At 67.3% G+C, this 19,814-nt stretch carries 19 protein-coding genes and 1 pseudogene; 13 read left to right on the top strand and 7 right to left on the bottom strand.

The window, feature by feature from the left end; genetic code table 11:
- Positions 1-192: 192 nt before the first annotated feature.
- The 8 genes from ACFXHE_RS20540 to ACFXHE_RS20505 all read left to right on the top strand — a co-directional run bounded on the left by ACFXHE_RS20540 (position 193) and on the right by ACFXHE_RS20505 (position 8,913).
- The gene (locus tag ACFXHE_RS20540) at positions 193-966 is read left to right on the top strand and encodes an RsiV family protein (protein ID WP_379385206.1); all 774 of its coding nucleotides are present in this window, start codon (positions 193-195) and stop codon (positions 964-966) included.
- A gap of 71 nt (positions 967-1,037) precedes the next feature.
- Complete coding sequence (locus ACFXHE_RS20535; protein WP_379385204.1) at positions 1,038-3,533, top strand: MFS transporter; 2,496 nt, start codon at positions 1,038-1,040, stop codon at positions 3,531-3,533.
- A gap of 15 nt (positions 3,534-3,548) precedes the next feature.
- Complete coding sequence (locus ACFXHE_RS20530; protein ID WP_379385202.1) at positions 3,549-3,698, top strand: hypothetical protein; 150 nt, start codon at positions 3,549-3,551, stop codon at positions 3,696-3,698.
- Positions 3,699-3,791: 93 nt separating this feature from the next.
- Complete coding sequence (gene tuf / locus ACFXHE_RS20525) at positions 3,792-4,967, top strand: elongation factor Tu (RefSeq protein ID WP_379385200.1); 1,176 nt, start codon at positions 3,792-3,794, stop codon at positions 4,965-4,967.
- A gap of 78 nt (positions 4,968-5,045) precedes the next feature.
- On the top strand, positions 5,046-6,209 hold the full coding sequence (locus ACFXHE_RS20520; protein ID WP_379385198.1) for an acyl-CoA dehydrogenase family protein: 1,164 nt from the start codon (positions 5,046-5,048) through the stop codon (positions 6,207-6,209).
- Positions 6,210-6,291: 82 nt separating this feature from the next.
- Entirely contained in the window at positions 6,292-7,581 is a 1,290-nt protein-coding gene (locus ACFXHE_RS20515) for a DUF222 domain-containing protein (RefSeq protein WP_379385196.1), read from the top strand.
- Between the two features lie 64 nt (positions 7,582-7,645).
- Positions 7,646-8,566, top strand: coding sequence for a hypothetical protein (locus ACFXHE_RS20510; RefSeq protein ID WP_379385194.1), 921 nt, complete (start codon positions 7,646-7,648; stop codon positions 8,564-8,566).
- A 170-nt stretch (positions 8,567-8,736) separates the two neighbouring features.
- Positions 8,737-8,913: a hypothetical protein gene (locus ACFXHE_RS20505; protein WP_379385192.1), complete on the top strand. Its 177-nt coding sequence runs from the start codon at positions 8,737-8,739 to the stop codon at positions 8,911-8,913.
- Between the two features lie 317 nt (positions 8,914-9,230).
- Here ACFXHE_RS20505 and ACFXHE_RS20500 read toward each other — a convergent pair whose 3' ends face one another.
- A complete protein-coding gene (locus ACFXHE_RS20500; RefSeq protein ID WP_379385190.1) occupies positions 9,231-10,046 on the bottom strand; it encodes an SDR family oxidoreductase in 816 nt (271 codons plus the stop codon).
- A gap of 510 nt (positions 10,047-10,556) precedes the next feature.
- On the opposite strand from ACFXHE_RS20500, the gene ACFXHE_RS20495 reads away from it, so the two are divergent.
- The gene (locus ACFXHE_RS20495) at positions 10,557-11,513 is read left to right on the top strand and encodes an AraC family transcriptional regulator (RefSeq protein ID WP_379385188.1); all 957 of its coding nucleotides are present in this window, start codon (positions 10,557-10,559) and stop codon (positions 11,511-11,513) included.
- A 15-nt stretch (positions 11,514-11,528) separates the two neighbouring features.
- On the opposite strand, the gene ACFXHE_RS20490 is transcribed toward ACFXHE_RS20495, so the two are convergent.
- Together ACFXHE_RS20490 and ACFXHE_RS20485 are read right to left on the bottom strand one after the other, a co-directional pair.
- Positions 11,529-13,253: an amidohydrolase family protein gene (locus tag ACFXHE_RS20490; protein WP_379385389.1), complete on the bottom strand. Its 1,725-nt coding sequence runs from the start codon at positions 13,251-13,253 to the stop codon at positions 11,529-11,531.
- Between the two features lie 240 nt (positions 13,254-13,493).
- Positions 13,494-13,706, bottom strand: a complete 213-nt coding sequence (locus ACFXHE_RS20485) for a hypothetical protein (RefSeq protein WP_379385187.1) — start codon at positions 13,704-13,706, stop codon at positions 13,494-13,496.
- A gap of 263 nt (positions 13,707-13,969) precedes the next feature.
- On the opposite strand from ACFXHE_RS20485, the gene ACFXHE_RS20480 reads away from it, so the two are divergent.
- Positions 13,970-14,632 (top strand): lysophospholipid acyltransferase family protein, encoded by a 663-nt coding sequence (locus ACFXHE_RS20480; RefSeq protein ID WP_379385185.1) that lies wholly within the window; start codon positions 13,970-13,972, stop codon positions 14,630-14,632.
- Between the two features lie 19 nt (positions 14,633-14,651).
- A complete protein-coding gene (locus ACFXHE_RS20475; RefSeq protein ID WP_379385183.1) occupies positions 14,652-15,308 on the top strand; it encodes a hypothetical protein in 657 nt (218 codons plus the stop codon).
- 29 nt (positions 15,309-15,337) lie between these two features.
- Here the strand turns inward: ACFXHE_RS20475 and ACFXHE_RS20470 are convergent, their stop codons facing one another.
- The 3 genes and pseudogenes from ACFXHE_RS20470 to ACFXHE_RS20460 form a co-directional block, all read right to left on the bottom strand.
- Positions 15,338-15,727 (bottom strand): RidA family protein, encoded by a 390-nt coding sequence (locus ACFXHE_RS20470; protein ID WP_379385181.1) that lies wholly within the window; start codon positions 15,725-15,727, stop codon positions 15,338-15,340.
- Between the two features lie 86 nt (positions 15,728-15,813).
- Complete coding sequence (locus ACFXHE_RS20465) at positions 15,814-16,428, bottom strand: hypothetical protein (protein WP_379385409.1); 615 nt, start codon at positions 16,426-16,428, stop codon at positions 15,814-15,816.
- Between the two features lie 140 nt (positions 16,429-16,568).
- A pseudogene (locus ACFXHE_RS20460) lies at positions 16,569-16,748 on the bottom strand (hypothetical protein); the annotation flags it as partial.
- Here ACFXHE_RS20460 and ACFXHE_RS20455 point away from each other — a divergent pair.
- A complete protein-coding gene (locus ACFXHE_RS20455; protein ID WP_379385179.1) occupies positions 16,708-17,724 on the top strand; it encodes an MFS transporter in 1,017 nt (338 codons plus the stop codon). The pseudogene ACFXHE_RS20460 and the gene ACFXHE_RS20455 overlap by 41 nt on opposite strands.
- Positions 17,725-17,778: 54 nt before the next feature.
- On the top strand, positions 17,779-18,237 hold the full coding sequence (locus ACFXHE_RS20450; RefSeq protein WP_379385177.1) for an SRPBCC family protein: 459 nt from the start codon (positions 17,779-17,781) through the stop codon (positions 18,235-18,237).
- Positions 18,238-18,262: 25 nt separating this feature from the next.
- Here ACFXHE_RS20450 and ACFXHE_RS20445 read toward each other — a convergent pair whose 3' ends face one another.
- Positions 18,263-19,813: a flavin-containing monooxygenase gene (locus ACFXHE_RS20445; RefSeq protein WP_379385175.1), complete on the bottom strand. Its 1,551-nt coding sequence runs from the start codon at positions 19,811-19,813 to the stop codon at positions 18,263-18,265.
- Position 19,814 lies beyond the last annotated feature (1 nt).

Below are 19,814 nucleotides of genomic sequence, written 5' to 3'. Positions count from 1 at the left end.
GCGACGATTCGCCGACTATCCTGCACCGATTCACGCCTTCCCTCGGGGAATGGGTCCGTGGTCCGGACCGTCACCCATCCTGCGCGTCGCATCGGCCATTGGTGGGTCATTGGCCGGTTCCAAGCGGCGAGTCCGACTCTGATCGCGGGCGCCGCACCGGGACGGCCGCCCCCGATCGTCTGGAGGCACCCCATGCGGCTGAAGTCCGCCATCGTCATCGCCGTGTGCGCCCTGGCCCTGGGGCTGGCCGCCTGCGAGGCGCAGCACGCGTCCACCGGTCCGGGCGGCGTCGGCACGCCGGCCTCGACCGTGGAACCCGCCGCCGACCAGCAGCGCGGGCACGGGCGCTTCGTCGCCACCACGGAGCACCTGACCAGCAGCGGCAAGGGCAGTGTCGGCTTCGACATCGACGTGCCGCAGGTGCGGGTCGAGGGCACGGGCGTGAACTGGTCCGCCGGACGGGAATTCAACGACGCCATGGTGCAGGGGATGTGGACCTACGTCGACCAGCACCAGGATCCCGCGATGATCACCGACCCGAACAAGTCGAGCACGGTCGAGCGCATCGGGACGCACGCGCTCAGCGGGGTGCTGTACCTGCGCGTCGACTTCCACGGCGCGCACCCGGAGGACCGGCTGTTCTCGCATGTCACGAATATCGATACCGCGCAGGAGATCACGCTCGCGAGCCTGTTCACCAACGAGCAGCAGGGGTTGAATGTGCTGGCGGCGCAGACGAAGACACAGCTGGCCCGCACCCGGGTGGCCGATGTCGTCCGGTTCGACGACGTCAAGGCCGCCGCCGCCACCTTCCAGGTCTGGACCGCCACCCAGGCGGGACTGCACGTGTACTTCCCGCAGGGGCAGATCGGGCCCGAGGCGGCCGGCGTCGTCGACGTCACCGTCCCGTGGTCGGACCTGAACGGCGTGCTGAAGCCGGGCATGCTCGCGGTGCTGTCGAGCTAGCGCCGGTCCGGCCGGCCGCCACGCCGATCGAAACCGGACGGCCGGTCCTGCCTGCCACGTAACCTGTGGACGTGGCAATCGGTGACACGTCGCGCGGCGCGGCGCGGCCCGGAATCGCGCTGGCCACCGTCACCGCGGTCCTGTTCGTGACCTTCCTCGACACCACCGTGGTCTCCGTCGCGCTGGCCGACATCCGGTCGGAGCTCAGCACCGATGTCGTGCTGCTGCAGTGGGTGGTCAATGCGTACACCCTGGTCTTCGCGAGCCTCATGCTGGCGGCGGGATCCCTCGGCGACCGGTGGGGACGCAAGCGGGTCATGGTCGCCGGGTTGGCGATCTTCTGTGCGGGATCGGTGATTTCGGCGCTGGCGGCGAGCGTGCCGATGCTCATCGCCGGCCGCGCGGTCATGGGACTGGGCGCTGCCGCGTCCGAGCCGGGCACCCTGTCGGTGCTGCGGCAGGTCTTCCCCGATCCCCGCGCCCGCGCCAAGGCGCTCGGGGTGTGGGCGGCGGTGTCCGGTCTCGCCCTGGCCGCCGGGCCGGTGCTCGGCGGCGTACTGGTCGGGGCGTACGGCTGGCGATCGATCTTCTGGTTCAACCTGATCCTCGGCGTGGTAGTGCTGGCCGCCGCGCTGCGGTATGTGCCCGAGAGCGCGGATCCGCAACCGGGGCAGCTGGATTGGCTCGGCTCGCTGCTCGGCGCGATCTTCCTCGGTGCGGTGATCTATGCGGCGATCAGCGGGGAGAACCGCGGATACGGCGCGCGCTCGGTGGTCGCGCTGTTCGTGCTGGGCGGGCTCGCGTTCCTCGCGTTCGTCGCCGTCGAGAACCGGGTTCGCAACCCCGTCTTCGACTTTCGCTATCTACGGCTCCCGCCGGTGCGCAGCGCACTGTTCGTCGCCTTCGCGGTCTACTTCGGGGTCTTCTCGATCTTCTTCTTCACCGCGCTGTATCTGCAGGTGATGATCCACTACTCGGCCGGCCGGACCGCGGCGGTGTTCGCGCCGATGGCCGTGGCGATCATGATCGGAGCGCTGGCCGCCGGATTCTGGGTCGCACGTACCGACGCCCGCACGCCGATGTTCGTCGGCTGTGTCGTGGGTGCGGCGGGCATTCTGCTGACCCGGCACGCGCTGGACGGCACGGTGGAGTTCGCGCCGCTGGCCGCCACCCTGGCCGTCGCCGGTCTCGGGTTCGGCGTCGCCGTGGTGCCGCTCACCGCGGCGGTGCTGACCGGTGTACCCGCCGAGCATTCGGGCATGGCGGCCGCGGCCACCAACACCATGCGCCAGGTCGGGGCGGCGGTGGGCGTCGCGGTCCTCGGCTCGCTGGTCAACGGTTTCCTCACCGCCGATCTGCGGATCCGCCTCACCGAGCTGGGCCTGCCCGCCGACCTGCAACCCATCGCCATCGACGCGGTCGAACGCGGCCGCATCCCACCGGGACTCGACCTGGCCACGGCCATAAAGTACGCACCGCACGTCCATGAGGTCCTGCAGACGGCGACCGTGGCCTTCCGGCACGGACTCGATGTGGCGCTGGTGGTTTCGGCGCTGGCGATCCTGACGGCCGGGGCGTTCACCGCGCTCACCGGGCACGACGCCGACTCCATGCGCGTGTGGCGCGAACTGCCCCCGGCCATGGGGGCTTTCGTCATGGCGACCGGAATCCTTTCCGTCGGAACGCATCTCACGGGATACGAGACGGTCTCGCGGCTGCTGCTGGCGCTCGCGGGCATCATCTGGCTGGTGCTGGCCGCCGATTTCGTCTCCCGGCAGCTGTGGGATCACGACCGCTGGGTATCCGACGCCGACACCCCGGCGGCCCTGACCGCGGTGGCCGCGACGACCGTACTGGGGACCCGGCTGTGCCTGCTCGGCTGGCAGGTGGTGGCCATCGCCCTGCTCGTGGTCGCGACGGTGGTGTGGCCGGTGCTGCTGGTCATGGTGATCCGGCACTGGAACCGGCGGATGCCCGGCGCGGTGTTCCTGGTCTGCGTGTCGACCGAGGGTTTGTCGGTGCTGGCGGCCACCCTGGCGCAGGACGGCGCCGGCGACTGGCTCGCCGCCGCGGCACTGGTGTGCTTCATGCTCGGATTGCTGTTGTATCCGGTGGCATTCGCGCATTTCGACATCGCAGAGACCTGGCGGGGTGCGGGCGACCAGTGGGTCATGACCGGTGCCCTCGCGATCTCGACCCTGGCCGCCTCGAAACTCACCGCGTGGCAGCAGTGGACGGGAACCCCGCACACAGTGCTCGGGGCAGTGACGCTGGCGCTGCTCGTCGTGACCCTCGGCTGCTACGCGATTCTGGTCGGGGCCGAGGTGATGCGCTTCCGCCCTGGATACAACGTGCGGCGGTGGGCGACGGTGTTCCCGCTCGGTATGACGTCGGTCGCGGCGCTCTCGACCGGCGCTGGACTGTCGCTGTCCTGGGCGCGGACCCTCGGCCGTGTGCTGCTCGTGGTGGCGATCGTCGTCTGGCTGCTCGTCGCGGCGGAACTCGCCGCGACCCGCCGGCCCGGCCGTACCGAGCCCACTCAGCTCACCGGGGCGTCGGATCTCTGAGTGACGGTGTGCCGGATGGTGATCGGGAAAACCGATTGCGCCCGAACCGATCCGCCCGGCACGATCGTCGGCATGTTCGCACAGTCCATCGCCGCATTCCCCGCAGTCGCGGGCGCGATGGCTGCTGCCCTGGTGGTCTTCGCATTCGACGGCGCACGACGCTGACCTTCTCCGGGACGTCCCGGGACCTCAGACGGGGAAGGTCGGCTCGCTGCTGAGGTCCCCTCGAAACCTTGACTCCCGGTTGGAGAACCAATCATGGCCAAGCAGGCTTATGTCCGCACCAAGCCGCACCTCAACATCGGCACCATGGGGCATGTCGACCACGGCAAGACCACACTGACCGCCGCCATCACCAAGGTGCTGGCCGAGCGCGGCGGCACCGCCTTCGTACCGTTCGACCGCATCGACCGGGCGCCGGAGGAGATCGAGCGCGGCATCACCATCAATATCGCGCACGTCGAATACGAGACGGCCACACGGCATTACGCGCACGTGGACATGCCGGGGCACGCCGACTTCGTGAAGAACATGATCACCGGCGCGGCCCAGCTGGACGGGGCCATCCTGGTGGTGTCGGCGGACGACGGCGTCATGCCGCAGACCGCCGAGCACGTGCTGCTGGCCCGGCAGGTGGGTGTCGAGCACATCGTGGTCGCACTCAACAAGGCCGATATCGCCGACGGCGAGCTGCTGGAGCTGATCGAGCTCGAGGTGCGAGAGCTGTTGTCCGCCAACGGATACGACGGCGACGGCGCTCCCGTGGTGCCGGTGTCGGGGCTGCGGGCGCTGCAGGGCGACGAGCACTGGTCGGTGCAGCTGCTGCGTCTGCTCGACGCTGTCGACGACTACGTGCCGATGCCGGTGCGGTACCTCGACGCGCCGTTCCTCATGCCGGTGGAGAACGTGCTCACCATCACCGGTCGCGGCACCGTCGTGACCGGTGCGGTGGAGCGCGGGCGCGTTCAGGTGGGCGACCGCGTCGCGGTGCTCGGCTTCGGCGGCACGATCGAGTCGGTGGTCACCAGCCTCGAAACCTTCGGCCGGACCATGGAATCGGCCGAGGCGGGCGACAATGTGGCGCTGCTGCTGCGCGGCGTGCAACGCGGTCAGGTGGCGCGCGGCCAGGTGGTCGCGGCGGTCGGCAGTATCGCGGTGCACACCGGGTTCACCGCGCGGGTGCGGCTGCTGACGGCGTCCCAGGGCGGTCGGCGCACGCCGATCGTCACCGGATACCGGCCGCAGTTCTTCGTCCGCACCGGTGACGTCTCCGGTCAGGTGGCGGTGCCGGAGGGCCGCGCGATGCCGGGCGAGACCGTCGAGGTGGCGATCACGCTCGACCGCGCGATCCCGCTGGAGCCTGGGCTCGGCTTCGCGGTCCGTGAGGGCAACCTGACGGTCGCCGCGGGCACGGTCCTCACCGTCGACAGCTAGTGGTGAACGAATCCCGGCCACCCAGTGTGGCCGGGATTCTCTCATCCGGCGTGCGAATCGTCCTCGACGATGGGGTCCATGGAACGTGCGCACTATGGGGACGACCATCGGGCATTCGCCGAACTGGCACGGGGTTTCGTGCGCAAGGAGGTCGCGCCGCACTATCTGGAGTGGGAAGAGGCGGGGATCGTGCCGCGCTCGGTCTTCGCGCGGGCGGGCGAGCTGGGACTGCTCGGATTCGCGGTACCGCAGACCTATGGCGGTCTGGGGGTGGCGGACTTCCGCTTCAATCAGATCCTCATCGAGGAATTCATGGAGGGCAACGGCGCGGGAGTCGGGCTGAATTTCGCGCTGCACAATGACATCTGCACGCCGTATCTGGTGGAACTGACCACCGAGGAGCAGCGGCAGCAGTGGCTGCCGGGATTCGTGGCGGGGACGCTGATCGCCGCCATCGGCATGACCGAGCCGGGCGCGGGGTCGGATGTCGCCGGAATCCGGACGGCCGCGGTGGATATGGGCGATCACTTTCTGGTGAACGGTGCGAAGACGTTCATTACCAATGGGATCAATGCCGATCTGGTGATCACGGCGGTGCGGACCTCCGCCGAGCGGCACAAGGGGGTGACGCTGATGGTGCTGGAACGCGGGATGGCGGGCTTCGAACGGGGCCGCAACCTCGACAAACTCGGGCTGCACTCGCAGGACACGGCCGAGTTGAGCTTCACCGACGTTCGCGTGCCCAAAGAGAACGTGCTGGGTGAGGTGGGACGCGGCTTCGAATACCTGATGCGCAATCTGGCTCAGGAGCGCATGCAGATCTCGGTGGCCTGTCTGGCGCGGGCGCGGGTCGCACTGCGCATGACCATCGAATATGTCAGCGGCCGTGAGGCTTTCGGGCAGCCGATCGGGGGCTTTCAGAACACCAAGTTCACCCTCGCCGATGTTGCCACCGAAGTCTCGGTTGCCGAGGCGTTCATCGACAAGTGCGTTCTCGAGCTGAACTCCGGTCGGCTCACGCCGGCCGATGCGGCCAAAGCCAAGCTATGGGCTTCGGAGATGGAATTCCGGTGTATCGATCGGTGTCAGCAGTTGTTCGGTGGGTATGGGTATGTGCGCGAGTATCCGATTGCGCGGGCGGCGGCTGATGCGCGTATTACTCGCGTGTATGGCGGGACCTCCGAAATCATGCGCGAGATAATCGGCCGCGACCTGCATTTGACCGATCGGTCTCGGGGTTGAAGGTGGCGAATTGTATTGCGATACTGGACAATTCGGATTCCGTGGATGATCTTCGAGCGGTAGAATGGGGGTATGAATTGTGGTGGGTGACGCGCTCGATGTGCTGATTCAGGATTCGCTGGGGCCGATCGGTGATGACGACCTGCTGGATGTGATGCGGGAATGGGAAAGCCACCGCCGTCGCATGGCCGCGTTCGAGCACAAACTGATTCGTGAGGTCGAGAACCGGAACCTGCCCGAAAAAGCCGGGGTGAGGCAGACTTCGACATTCCTCGCTCAAACCTTGCGCCTGGGACACGCCGAAGCACGCGCGCGGTGCAACGCCGCGCAGTTGCTGGGTGTGCGTCAGGAAGCGGGCCGGGTGTTGGAGCCGTGGCTGACCTGGACCGCCGCCATGCAGGAAATCGGTTTGGTGTCAGTGGATTCGGCACGCATGATCGGCAAGATCATGGACCGGATCCCCGAGAGCGTCGACGCCGACCTGCGCGACCGCGCCGAGTTCCAGCTGGCGCACTTCGCGACCCAATCCACCGTGGATGATCTGCCCAAGGTCGGGGATCGGATCCTGGGCTACCTCGACCCCGACGGCACCCTCACCAAACACGTGGACCGGCAACGCCGCCGCGGCATCACCCTGACCAAGCAGGGTGTGGACGGCATGTCCACGATGACCGCCGACCTCACCCCCACCGCACGAGCGCTGTTGGATCCGATCTTCGCCGACCTGGCCCGGCCCGGCATGTGCGACCCCGCCGACCCCGAAAGCCCCTGGAGCGTCGAAGGACTCGACCCCGACGCGTTGGAAGCGGCCGCCAAGCGTGACATCCGCACCCCCGCGCAACGCAACCACGACGCGTTGGTGGCGTTCCTGCGCCCGGAAATGGGCCCGGCCAAGCTCGGCAAGCACCGCGGGCTGCCGGTCTCGACGATCATCACCATGTCGTTGGCCGAGGTCGAAGCCGCCGCCGGGGTCGCCACCACCGCCTCCGGCGGCACCGTCCCGCTGACAGAAGCGTTGCGGTTGGCGCAGCGGTCCAAGCCGTTCCTCGCGATCTTCGACCACGCGGGCATGCCCCTGCACCTGGGACGCAGTGAGCGGCTGGCGAACTCGGCGCAGCGGTTGGCGTTGATCGCCACCGAACGCGGCTGCACCCGCCCGGCTGCAACGCCCCCGCCACCATCACCGCCGTGCATCACATCACCGAATGGGCCCACGGCCGCGGCACCGACATCGAGAAGGTCGCATCTCGCAAGCAACACCCCTGGCCCAAGGTTCGCCGCAGCTCTGCGCGTCGCCGTGAACGCTGCGCAATACTTGTTGGGTAACGTGAGGGGAGTATCCCTAAACCGCAGACAAAGCGCGGAGGCGTGAGGCAGAAGAGGTCATAAAATGGAAAGCCATGCAATCTTTACTTAATCAGAGTTAAAGGAAAATCGTGCAGAAATCGACTCTTGATCTTAGCGACGTGACTTTCACAAAGGGCGCGGTCCTGGGACCCGGACACGGCTACTTCGGCGCACAGGTCGATGAACTGCTCGCTGACCGCATTCCCCACACGATCCTGGTGTTTGTGCAAGGCGGCGACGTCTATTCCGACAACCTGACCTGGAATGTGTGTGACATCAAGCGCATGCCCGACGGGACCGCAGCAGTGCTCGGCGACCGAGGCGAATTCAGAATCTACGCTGGCACGACCCTTGTGCTCGAGAAGAATATCGATATGAAGCTGGCAGGCCCGCTGCGCGGGCTGATGGCGGACACAGGAAGGGACGTATGCGCGGTCGGAACGCTGCTTCAGGTATTTGCCTTCCAAAATGGCGAATGGTCGTGCCGATCGCCCGTGGTGGCAAGTGCCGGCAAGATGGAATTGGCCAGGCGCGCATTCGAACATGCCGCACGGGTGAGCGACTCGCACATGCTTACTTTTGGCTGGGACGGTGAAATCTGGAGCTCTGCCGAGGGACAATGGACACAAGCCGATTCACCGACTTCCGTCGACTTGTTAGATGGCTGCAGTACCGGCGTTGGCGGCCAGTTGGCGATTTGCGGTCAGGCTGGAACGGTGGTCCTGGCCTCGCGCGATACGCTGGAGGTGCTGGAGAATGTGGATGTTTTCGAAGATTTGTGGTCGATCTGCCGCTTCCAGGGACGCTTGTACTGCGCATCTTCCCATCTCATTTACGAATTGGTCCTGGATGGGCGCCAGCTCGTCCCGCTGGAAGCGTCCGATTTGATCCTGCCCACTGGCTCCGGCCATTTGTCGGCTGCCGGTGACCAGGCGCTTTGGTCGGTCGGCCCGCGCCAGCTGTACGAGTGGGACGGCAACCACTGGACGCCGCTGTTTGAAGTGGCATGACCATGCAGTCCCGTGCCCCCGAAGCCGCGCAAGCCCATCCCTGTCGGCTGGCCCATTGCGCAGCGTTGGCAGGCGGGCGGGGTTCGGACAGGACGAGTAACCCGACCCTGGCTTGCCATGCTTGCCACGCGATGATCCACGACGGGCCGGGCGGCTGGAAAACCATTGTGATGCCCCCCGATTCCGAACACGCGGGCCGGACGGGGTGGATCGCACCAGCGCATATCGACCGATCCCGTACCCCGCAGGTCAACGACCGCCACCACGCCGGTGAGCTGATGGCCGCCAAACTGGCCCAGATCCGCGAACGCACCCGCCCACCCGTGCGGTGGTGGTCACGCCCCTAACACCCGTCGAGCCTCACCGAAGGTGCGGCCCTTCGGGCTGCCTGCACCCCCGGCTGCTCATGCTCGGCCGGCGTGCGCAGGGACGGGAGGCATGGTTGCGTTGCCCGCCCTACCGGACTGGGGCTGACGCCGGGTTTGGGAGCCGCTACCCGCCGATCCCGGCCGACAGACTGCACGGACCACCTTCTACAGACACACCGACGTCAAGGTTCAAAATGGTGAGGGCCGGAAGGTGAGATCGGCCTCGCAAGCTCGGCCCCTCTCTCCTCCAGGCATCTTTTATCTTTTAATCCTTTGTCTCTGTGGGCTTTTCGTTCTTATCGTTTGAGCCCTTGGGCGGTAGCGATCAGCCGCTCCATCGCAGTGCGGGGCAGGATGCGGCGAATCGTGAACATCAGCGGGGCATTGCTTCCTACCGCATACAGCGGCTTCGGCCGGTCCGAGTCGGCTGCTGCCACAATGGTTTCCGCGACTTTCTCGGGTGGGATCCCCTTGCTCATCTGGCTGTCGAGCTTGGCCATGAACTTGGTGAACTCTGCGGCGTGCGGAGAGCCTTCAGCGATGTACTTCATCCGTCGCTCGCTCAGGCCGGTGTCGATCTGGCCGGGTTCCACGGTGGTGATCCACACCCCGTACGGCGACTCTTCGAACCGAGCGGCGGTCGCGAACCCGCGCAGTGCCGCTTTGGTCGCCACGTACGAGGAGCGGTAGGGCATGGGGAAGCTGCCCAGCATGGAACCGACCATGACAACCCGCCCGTAGCCTCGTTCGCGCATTCCGGGCAGCACCGCCTGTGTCAGGGATACCGCACCGAACACGTTGAGCTGGAACAGCCTTTCGATCGCTTCCCGGGGCAGTTCGGCGAGCGGTCCGGCCTGGCTCTCTCCGGCATTGTTGATCAGTATGTCGATCGCGCCGAGTTCGGTGGTGAAACGGTCGATCGAGTCGAGGTCGGTGATGTCCAGTGCGCGGTATTCGACTCCGGCCACGCGGTCGGCGGCGGCGATGGAGTCGGGGTTGCGGCTGGTGCCGATCACCTTGTGGCCGCGGGCCGCGAAGGCAGCGGCGGTGGCCTTGCCGATGCCGGAGGACGCGCCGGTGACCACCACGGTACGGGTCGTGTTGCTGCTCATACGGCAGACGTTATCGGGCTCGGCGGGACTCCGGCCAGGTAGTGGGTCGGCGTTGCGTTTGGACCTCGGGCCATGAACGCAGGACCTCGATGCAGTGGGCCTGGCGGCGTTCCGCAGCCGACTCGCTGGTAACCGACCGGATGCCGAGCCAAACGCCGATGCCGAAGGCGGGTGCCGCCAGCGCGGGAACTAGCAGGATGGCGGTGAAGCTCATGGTGGGCAGGCCTCGATTGCTGGTCGTCGTCCGGACCGGATGTGGATGAATCGCACGGGGGCACCGGCTGTTACGTGACGAATCGCGTGTCGACCGAAACGCATCATGTGTCGTATTCGAATCTGTCGGTTGCGCCACACCGGACGGTCTCTCGTTGATATGTTTCGCCAACCCGATGGGGAACAGACATTTGGTCGGGAGTAGTCGAAGAGGACGACGCGTACATGTTCGACTGGGATCTAGTCAGGAACACCTCCGGCGTGCACATCGTGGCGCGGCTTGCGGAGGAACGGGGGATGCCGGTGGGGGAGTGCCTGGTCGGCACGGGAGTGCCGCCCGAGGCGGTGATCGATAGATACGCGGAACTGTCTGCGCGGCAGGAACTTACGGTGGTGCGCAATCTGCTCGCCCGATTCGGAGACGAATCGGGGCTGGGCGTGGAGGCAGGGCTCCGCTATCGCGTCTCGCTGCATGGACCGTGGGGGCTGGCGCTGCTGGCCAGCCGCACGCTGCGGGACGCCGTGCAGGTTGCCCTGCACTGTGTGGAGCCGGCCTTCGCCTTCGGGCGGTTGAGCTTCGAGGAGGCGGACGGCGAAGGGCGGCTGCGGTTCGATGACTGGGAGTTTCCCGAGGAGGTCCGCGCCTTTCTGGGCGAGCGGGTCATGACCGGTGTTCAGGTGATCGCTCGGGAATTGTTCTCGGTGGGAGTTCCGGTGCGGCGCTTGAGTTTCCGGCACGGCGCGCCCGCCGATACCGCGCGATATCGGTCGGTCTTCGGGGTGGAGCCGGACTTCGGCGCGGCCGGCACCGAGCTCGCATTCGACGCCGCCCACCTGGATGTGGCGCTGCCGCAGGCCAACGAGTGGGCGCGCAGTCGGTGCGAGCAGATGTGCCGGGACCTGCTGGCCCGCCGCCACGCTCGTACCGGCGTCGCGGGCGCGGTGCGGGATCTGCTGATCCGCAATCCGGGGGTGCTTCCGGATCAGTCGGCGGTGGCGGCCGAGATGTATGTCAGTGCGCGCACGCTGTCGCGGCGGCTGCACGAGGAGGGCACCTCCTTCCGCACACTGCTCGACGAGGTGCGGCAGGCGCTGTCGGAGGAACTGCTCGACCGGACCGATATGACCACCGAGCAGGTGGCGGGGCGGCTGGGCTACGCCGAGGCCGCCTCCTTCATCCGGGCCTTCCGGCGATGGCAGGGTTGTCCGCCCCAGGAGTATCGCGCGCGCGGGAGGATGCCCGAGCTGGTGTAGCCGCGGCGCTCGGTATCAGTGCTGCGCGGTCAGGAAGGTGCCCGCGTGCAGCGTGGTGCCGAAACCGGGCGCGAACTCACCGTACTCGTAGACCAGGTGGCCGCCGACCACGGTGGCGGCCACCGCACGGTCGTTGCGGTTGACCATGCGCTGCAGGCCCGCGACGCCGGGGAACGGCGCCTCGGCGTAGGCGCTGCTGGAGCCGTCGAAACCGGCGGGGTCGATGACGGCGATATCGGCGCGGGCGCCGACTCGCAGATGGCCGGCGTCCAGGCCGTACCAGTCCGCCAACTCGCCCGTGACCCGGTGGATCGCGGTCTCGAGCGGCAGGAATCCGCGCTGGTGCGCGCGTTCGAGCAGGCGCAGCCCGAAGTTGTAGAAGGCCATATTGCGCAGGTGCGCACCGGAATCGGCGAAACCCACCTGCATCATGGGCGAGCGCTGCAGCCGGTCCAGCACCTCCTCGCGGTCATTGGCGATGACGGTGCGCCACCGGAGCTTCGGGCCGTGCGTGACCGCCAGATCCAGCAGGGCGTCGGCGGGATGGATGCCGCGTTCGTCCGCTACCGCGCCGAAGGGCTTGCCGACGACCTCGGGCTCGGGGCAGGACACGATCACCGCGTCGTACAGGTCGCGATTCCACACGCGCGGGCCGTACTTCTTGGCCAGGTCCTTGCGGAAATCGCGGCGATAGGATTCGTCTGCCAGTAGTTCGCCGCGCTTCATGACATCGCGGATATTGAGTGCGGCGACCCCGGAACCGAACTCCTCGAACACCACCAGATCCACTCCGTCGGCGTACACCTCGAACGGGACCGGCAGGTGCTGCCAGCGGAAGCGTGCTCCGCCAACGGTATTCACGATCCACGCCGCGGTGGTGGCGGCACGGGCGACGGTACGGTCGGCCTTGACGTCCATGCCCGCGATGAGGGTGGTCTTGAGCGGCTTGCGGAAACGGCCCGCGCTCTCGGCGAAGTAGCGGGCGATCTCGGCGCGGGCGGTGAGGTTGGGCGTGCTCTGATGCACGCGGCCGCGGCGGCGCAGGATCGTATTGAGGGCGTGGTACTCCCGCCAGGTGGCATACGTGGACGGCAGCTGCCGGGTGGGGAATCGGACGCCCTCCAGCTTGGAGAACGAGCTGCGAATCGTGGACAGCCCCAGGAAACCGGCGTCGAGGGCGTCGTCGAGCATGGCGCACATGCGGGTCAGCTCGGCCTCCGTCGGCCGTGCGGCGGCATCCACCGCGCGGGCCAGGCCCATCACCGTGACACGCATATCCGAATGTCCCAGGAACGCAGCGACATTCGCGCCGAGCGGGCGGTCGGCGATGGCCTTCGCGTAGGAGTGCGGGCCGTCCCAGTCCTTGTGCTCCTTGACGGCCGAATGCACCGCGTCCCACGGCAGTGCCTCGACGCGAGCGAACAGGTCGGCGCAGTCCTCGGCCTCCGAATACACGGTGGACAGCGAGCAGTTTCCGAGCACGACCGAGGTGACCCCGTGCCGGACCGATTCCCCCAATCCGGGATTCCCGAGCACCTCGGCGTCGTAGTGGGTGTGCACATCGAGCATGCCGGGCATCACCCATCTGCCGGTGGCGTCGACTGTGCGCTCCCCGTCCGGAATCTCGCCGCCGATGACCGTGACCTTGCCGTCGGTCACCCCGACATCCGCGCGGACCGGCGGCTTCCCGGTGCCGTCGAACACCGTGCCACCGCGTATCACCAAGTCGCACCGAGCCATCGCCATCACCCTGTTCCTCAGCTCGCCGTTGAGGGCTTTTTACAGGCTATAACCGAAATGTGCGGTTGGTCACGGTTCATTGCGGCGGGAAAATTGTCGTCGCGGCCCACGCCATAGGGCCACGGCCTGGGACTGTCCATCGTGTCCCAGGCCGCGGCGCTCCATGAAGTCATGCCGGAGGTCGAATCGGATTCCGGCGTAATGGTTTTCATCCTCATCTTCGCGATCGGTGAACAGCGCTCAGTTAGGCGTGAGACAGAACGGTTCGCATGATGCGGGTGATGCTGGTGCCGGTGCCGGGGTCTGTGGTTCGTCGAAGTGCGCGGAATTCACCAGCAGCAGGACTGCGATGGCGAATACGAGCACCAAGGCGGACGCGACCGCCACGAATCCCCAGTTGAGTCTCGGGAAGGTGATGACCTTGGTACCGTCTTCGACGACGAGGAAGAGCACCGCGGCATTCCCCGGCGATCGGGACAATTGGGACAAAACGGTGTGACGCCACCAGTTTCCAGTCATGGCAGCACTCGCCCCTTGCTGAATTCTGTTGGGATACTGCCGTGAGTACAGCAATCTCCAGGCTACGCCCGAAAAATCGCCATAGCAATCTGCTATTGCACGATTTCCGCTCGGCCACTGAGTAGTTCTGCGGTGGCGCGCACCCCGCCGCCCGGCGAGTATGAAAACCATTGCCGGACTATCCATGTGGGAGAGCGATGAACACCGATGCACGACGCCCCAAAGGGCTGGGCAAACGAGCCTGGCTGACAACGCACCTGGTCCGACGCATTCTCCGCACGCTGGCGTGGTCGAACTTCGTCCACGTCACCGTGATCGGCCGCGACCGGATTCCGAAAACCGGCCCGGTCATCATCGCGAGCAACCACATCTCGATGCTCGACGCGGCTTTCCTCTGGGGAGCGCTCCGCCGCCGCGCCATCGCCATTGCCATGGCCGAACTGTGGTCCTGGCCGGTTATCGGCTGGCTTGTCCGCCGCCTGGGCCAGATTCCCGTCATTCGCCGCGACTCCGACTCCGGCCGCAATGCCATGGCCCAAGCAGAGCAAATTCTCCACCACGGCGGTGTGCTCATCATCTACCCGGAAGGCCGCCTGGTCCCGCCCGGCGACCACGAACCCTACAAACCCGGCGTAGCCAATCTGGCCTTGACAACCGGCGTCCCCATCATCCCGGTAGCCACCACCGGCACCGACAATGTCCTCCCCATCCGCCGCGCCGCCACCCCCGCCCGCCCCTTCAACCGCCGCCACCCGGTAACCATCCACTTCGGCACGCCCATCAACCCCGCCGACTTCGACAATCCCGAAAAACTCCTGGACCACCTCCGCCACCAAATCGAAGCTCTCCAAACCCCTTGACTCCGGCTAAGGTCGCCGCGTGACTGTGCAAGTGATCCCAGGCCGACTGCTCGAAGCACCGACACCCGGGGCGACCGGGATGGACCGCCGGGCCTTCGGCGAATTCATCGGTCCCCGAGGCGAACTCGCGTCCTACGCGTTCGGCTGGACGGTTGGAGCCGACCCGCACGCCGCCCGGTTCACCGTCGGCATCGGGGCGGGGAATCCTGGCGGTGGGACCTTTCATGCGGTGGTTTTCGTGCACGACAACACGCATGCCTTCGCCCTCGTCGACGACCCGTTCGAGAATGTTCCCGAGGGCGGCCCCGACCTGACCGCCGACCAGGCCCGTGCCCACGGCGACCTCCCATTCGTCTGGTGGGTGGTCGACAATGTCATGGACCGGGACCCCAGGGCCTGGTGGATGCGTCACTGGCTCCTCGGGACGCAGTGCATCGAATCCACCGAGGTCTTCGAAAAGCAAGAGCCCATTCTTTCGGTCACCAATGGCGCCGCGGATAACCTCTGGCACCTGACCGGGAGCACAGCCGCAACCGTCGACGGCCCCGCCGGGCACCTCTACCACGCGATCGACGAGGACCCGTCTCTCATGGATGTCCTGAACCTCGAGCCGGGCTCCCACTCCACTCGTACGGCACCGGGCAGCCCCTGGATCCGAACTCCAAGGGCCGACTGAGATTTCCGACGCGTGCAGGAAGAACGCGGCTACGGGAGTATCGCGTCGGCTTCTATTTCGACCAGGAGTTCCGGGTCGATCAGCTGGGATATTTGGAGCATGGTGGCGGCGGGGCGGATGTGCGCGAAGACTTCGCCGTGGGCCTTGCCCACTTCTTCCCAGCGGGAGATGTCGGTGACATAGATTCGGGTGCGGATGACGTTTTCGAGGGAGGCGCCGACTTCGGTGAGGGCGGCGGCAATTCGGCGGAGAGCCTCGCGGGTTTGTTCGGCGATATCGTCGCCGCCCACGGGCGGGCCGTCGGGGGTGGCGGCGGTGGTGCCGGCCACCGCGATCCATTGGCCGACGCGGACCGCGCGCGAATAGCCGACGATCGGCTCCCATTGGGCACCTGAGGAAACAAGCTGTCGAACGGTCATCGTCCTATTCTGCACACTGCCGGGAGTGTGCAGCAGACCGGAGCTACCTCCGCGCTACAGGCCGACGCCGTTGCGGAAGTGGTGCGTCATCGGTCAGGCAGGGCCTGGCACAGGGCTTCGAGTGCGGGGCCGAAACCGTGGTCGGAGGGAGTGCCGTAGCCGATGACCAGACCGTCGCGGTGCGGCATGGAGGCGGCGGGGTGACGGTAGCGGCGCAGGCCGTCGAGGGCCAGACCGCGGCGTCGGGCGGCATGCGGGGTGGAATCCTCTGTGCCGCCCGGCAATTCGAGGACCGCGTGCAGTCCGGCGGCGATGCCGCTGACCCGGATGTGCGGGGCCCGCTGGGCCAGGGTGCGAACCAGGAGATCGCGCCGGCGGCGATAGGTGGAGCGGGTGCGGCGGAGGTGGCGGTCGTATGCGCCGGAGGAGAGGAAGTCGGCGAGGGTCAGCTGGGTGACCACGCTGGCCCACATTTCACGACTTCCCTTGGCGGACAGGACATCATCGATCAGCGAGTTGGGAAGCACCATCCAGCCCAGCCGCAGCGCGGGGGACAGGTTCTTGCTGACCGAACCCAGGTAGACGATCCGATCCGGGTCCAGGCCCTGCAGCGCGCCGACCGGCTGCCGGTCGTAACGGAACTCGCCGTCGTAGTCGTCCTCGAGCAGCACCGCACCGGACGCGCGTATCCAATCCAGCACGGCCGCCCGGCGTTCCGGATGCAGCGGGCCGCCCGTGGGGTACTGAGTCCGTACGCCTCCATGGCCATCGGCCCGTCCAGCACATCGCACAGCAGCTGCAGCCCGTGCGCGAACCCGGAACAGATGACGATCCGCTCGGGTTCGGCGCGCACGCCCCGCGCCCGGCTCAGATACTCCGCCACCGTGCGCCGCAATTCCACCCGCCCGCGCGGATCCCCCACGCCGAACGCGTCATTGGGTGCGGCCGCCAGCGACCGGCGGGTCGAGGCCGCCCAGTCGGTGCGCGGGTCACCGTTCCCGGCCCTGTCCGCGCCGATCATCACCGTGCTCACCGGGCGCGTCGACCGCCGCATCGTGCTGGCGGCCCTCATCGGCCTGATGGGCGCGGCCAACCTGGCCTCCAGTCTCGCAACGAGTTTCGCGGTCGTGCTCATCGCCCGATTCCTGGTCGGCATCGCCGTCGGTGGCTTCTGGTCCATCGCGGGCGGCATCGCGCTGCGGCTGGTGCCCGAGCATCAGGTCGCCCGCGCCACCGCGGTCATCTTCGGCGGTGTCGAAACCGCCTCGGTGCTGGGCGTTCCCACCGGCACGTTCCTCGGCGACCTGAGCGGCTGGCGCACCGCCTTCGCCGCGGTCGGCGTGCTCGGCCTGACCTCGGTGGTGTGCATGGTCTTCCTGATGCCGAGCCTGCCGGCCGAGCAGTCGGTCCACCTGCGGGACCTGCCGGCGGTGTTCAAAGCCAATGCGGCCCTGCGCCTCGCGCTGACCCTGACCTTCCTGGTGATCACCGGCCACTTCCTGGCCTACACCTTCGTGCGCCCGATCCTGCACGAGCACGGCGTCGACGATCGCGCGACCGGGGTGCTGCTGCTGGTGTTCGGCATCGCCGGCATCTGCGGCAACTTCCTCGCGGGCGCCCTGGTCGCGAAGAGCCTGCGGCGCACCACCCCCGGCATCGGGGTGCTGCTGGTCGCGGCCATGGCCGCGCTCGCGCTCTTCGACACGAATGTCGTTGCCGCCGGGGCGATCCTGATGCTCTGGGGCCTCGGCTACGGCGCCGTCCCCGTCACCTTCCAGACCCGCATCCTGCGGGCCGCCCCGGACACCACCGAAGCGGCGTCGTCCCTGTTCGTCGCGACCTTCAATTTCTCGATCGCCCTGGGCGCGCTGGCCGGCGGCATCGCGGTCGACCACGCGGGCCCGCTCAGCGTCCTCTGGCTCGGCGGCGGTTCGATCCTGGCCGCCCTGCTGATCCTCGGCGGCCGAGCCCGGACTCCCCGGCTCGCCACCGCCTAGCCGGTCCGGCCCCCCGATCGCGGTGGACTGCCCGAGGGTGGTTCGATCGGGGGTATGAGCGACGGTGGAGAAGCCAGGCGAGTTGTGTCCGCAGAGCGTGAGGTAGCCGCGGGGGCCGCGCGGATATTCGAATTGATCGCCGATCCGGCGCAGCAGCCCCGCTGGGATGCGAACGACAACCTCGCACACGCTGAGCCCGGGCAGCGGGTGCGGTCGGTCGGTGACGTCTTCGAGATGACGCTCACCCATGGAGCGGTCCGGAAGAACCTGATCGTCGAATTCGAGGAGGCGCGCCGAATCGCCTGGATGCCTTCGGAAACCGGGGCGCAGCCGATCGGGCACCTGTGGCGGTGGGAGCTGGAGCCGTTGGGCGACAACCGGACCCGCGTGACACACACCTTCGACTGGACCGATCTGTCCGATGAGAGGCGCTTGGTCCGGGCGCGCGCCACCACCTCGGAGATGCTGCGGGGATCGGTGGATCGGCTGGCGGCGCTGGCCGAAGAGGAGTGATCGCCCGGCCGGGCGCCCGGGGCTCTCAGGAGACCGCTTCCTGGGGCTCGCGCACCGCGGCGGTGCTGTAGCGGTAGTCGTCGAGCGGGAAATGCCGGTTCTCCCAATACATTTCCAGCTGGGTCGAAGGCCGGAAGGCCGCGCCGTCGCCCTGGTAGTTGATGTAGTAGGTGTTCGAGGTGATACAGCCCTGGGTGAACAGGTGGGTCCGCTTGGCCCGCCTGTCCATCCGCGCGAAGTACTCGTCGTGCGGTTGCTGCCGCACCTCCACCCGGGTCGCGCCGCGTCGGCGAGCCTCCCCGATGACCCGGGCCGCATGCGCCGAGGTCGATTCGATCAGCGGAATATACGAACCGGGCGCGTAGGCGTAGGGCCCGACGATCAGGAAGGCATTGGGGAACCTGGGCACCGACACCCCCTGATAGGCCTGGAAGCGGTGCTCGTCCCAGAACTCGCCCAGTTCGAGGCCGTCGCGACCGTAGATCGGATAGGGCGGCGTGTACCCCTTCTCCATCACCTTGAATCCGGTGGCGCACAGCACCATATCGAATTCCCGCTCCCGCCCGTCGGCGCTGACGATGCCGGTAGGCGTGAAATGCTCGATGGCCTCGGTGACCAGATCGACATGCGGGAGCGTGAACGTCTTGAAGTACGAGTTCGAGATCGACGGCCGCTTGCACCCGAACCGGTAGTCCGGCGTCAGCTTGCGGCGCAGCTCGGGATCGCGCACCTGACTGAAAAGAAAGGCCTTCATGGCGGTTTCGGCCGCCGTCATACCCATCGAGGTCAGCCGCGGATAGTTGGAGATGGCCAGCCCCGCCCCCAGCCCCGCGTTCACGCCCACATTGCCGAGCAAGCGCACCGTCCGCTGCAGCGGCGCGAAGTTCAGCACCGCGTTCGCGACCGGCCCCATGGGGAAGTCGACCTTGGGCCCGATCCAGATGGCCCGCCGCTGATACACGGTCAGCTGCGCGACCTCCTTGGCCAGTTCGGGAATCACCTGCAGCGCCGTGGCTCCGGTGCCGATCACCGCCACCCGCTTACCCCGGTAGTCGTAGTCGTGGTCCCACCGGGAACTGTGCATGATCTTGCCGGTGTAGTCGCCGATCCCCGGAATATCCGGATTGTGCGGCTGCTCCAGCCCGCCGACCGCGCCGATCACATAGCGTGACGTGATCTCCGTACCGTCCTCGAGAGTGATCCGCCACAGATCCCGCTCCTCGTCGAAAACCCCGAGTACGACGCCCGATCCGAGCCGCAGGTTGCCGCGCAGCCCCTGCCGATCGACGACCTCCTCCGCGTACCGCTGCAATTCCGCGCCGGGCGCGAAGAACCGCGACCAGTGCGACCGCGGCTGAAACGAGAAGTTGTACACCGGCGACGGAATGTCCACGGCCACACCGGGATAGGTATTGGCCAGCCAGGTGCCGCCGACCTTCGGCCACTTGTCGACCAGGACGAAGTTCTCGACCCCGATGCGGCGCAGTGCGACACCCGCGCCGATCCCGCCCAGGCCCGCGCCGACGATCACGACCTCATGGGTGGGCCGGGGCTGGGAACCATTGGTAGCGCTCATG

This window comes from Nocardia sp. NPDC059229, assembly GCF_042754165.1.
In the GTDB taxonomy this organism is placed as follows: domain Bacteria; phylum Actinomycetota; class Actinomycetes; order Mycobacteriales; family Mycobacteriaceae; genus Nocardia.
The sequence above is the reverse complement of the archived record's forward strand: the minus strand, read 5'-3'. Positions and strand labels throughout refer to the sequence as shown.

Excerpts from the sequence above, each read along its gene's own strand:
- ACFXHE_RS20540 (WP_379385206.1), top strand. The coding sequence starts at position 193 with ATGCGGCTGAAGTCCGCCATCGTCATCGCCGTGTGCGCCCTGGCCCTG.
- ACFXHE_RS20530 (WP_379385202.1), top strand. The coding sequence starts at position 3,549 with ATGGTGATCGGGAAAACCGATTGCGCCCGAACCGATCCGCCCGGCACG.
- tuf (WP_379385200.1), top strand. The coding sequence starts at position 3,792 with ATGGCCAAGCAGGCTTATGTCCGCACCAAGCCGCACCTCAACATCGGC.
- ACFXHE_RS20520 (WP_379385198.1), top strand. The coding sequence starts at position 5,046 with ATGGAACGTGCGCACTATGGGGACGACCATCGGGCATTCGCCGAACTG.
- ACFXHE_RS20505 (WP_379385192.1), top strand. The coding sequence starts at position 8,737 with ATGCCCCCCGATTCCGAACACGCGGGCCGGACGGGGTGGATCGCACCA.
- ACFXHE_RS20500 (WP_379385190.1), bottom strand. The coding sequence starts at position 10,046 with ATGAGCAGCAACACGACCCGTACCGTGGTGGTCACCGGCGCGTCCTCC.
- ACFXHE_RS20495 (WP_379385188.1), top strand. The coding sequence starts at position 10,557 with ATGCCGGTGGGGGAGTGCCTGGTCGGCACGGGAGTGCCGCCCGAGGCG.
- ACFXHE_RS20490 (WP_379385389.1), bottom strand. The coding sequence starts at position 13,253 with ATGGCTCGGTGCGACTTGGTGATACGCGGTGGCACGGTGTTCGACGGC.
- ACFXHE_RS20480 (WP_379385185.1), top strand. The coding sequence starts at position 13,970 with ATGAACACCGATGCACGACGCCCCAAAGGGCTGGGCAAACGAGCCTGG.
- ACFXHE_RS20470 (WP_379385181.1), bottom strand. The coding sequence starts at position 15,727 with ATGACCGTTCGACAGCTTGTTTCCTCAGGTGCCCAATGGGAGCCGATC.
- ACFXHE_RS20450 (WP_379385177.1), top strand. The coding sequence starts at position 17,779 with ATGAGCGACGGTGGAGAAGCCAGGCGAGTTGTGTCCGCAGAGCGTGAG.
- ACFXHE_RS20445 (WP_379385175.1), bottom strand. The coding sequence starts at position 19,813 with ATGAGCGCTACCAATGGTTCCCAGCCCCGGCCCACCCATGAGGTCGTG.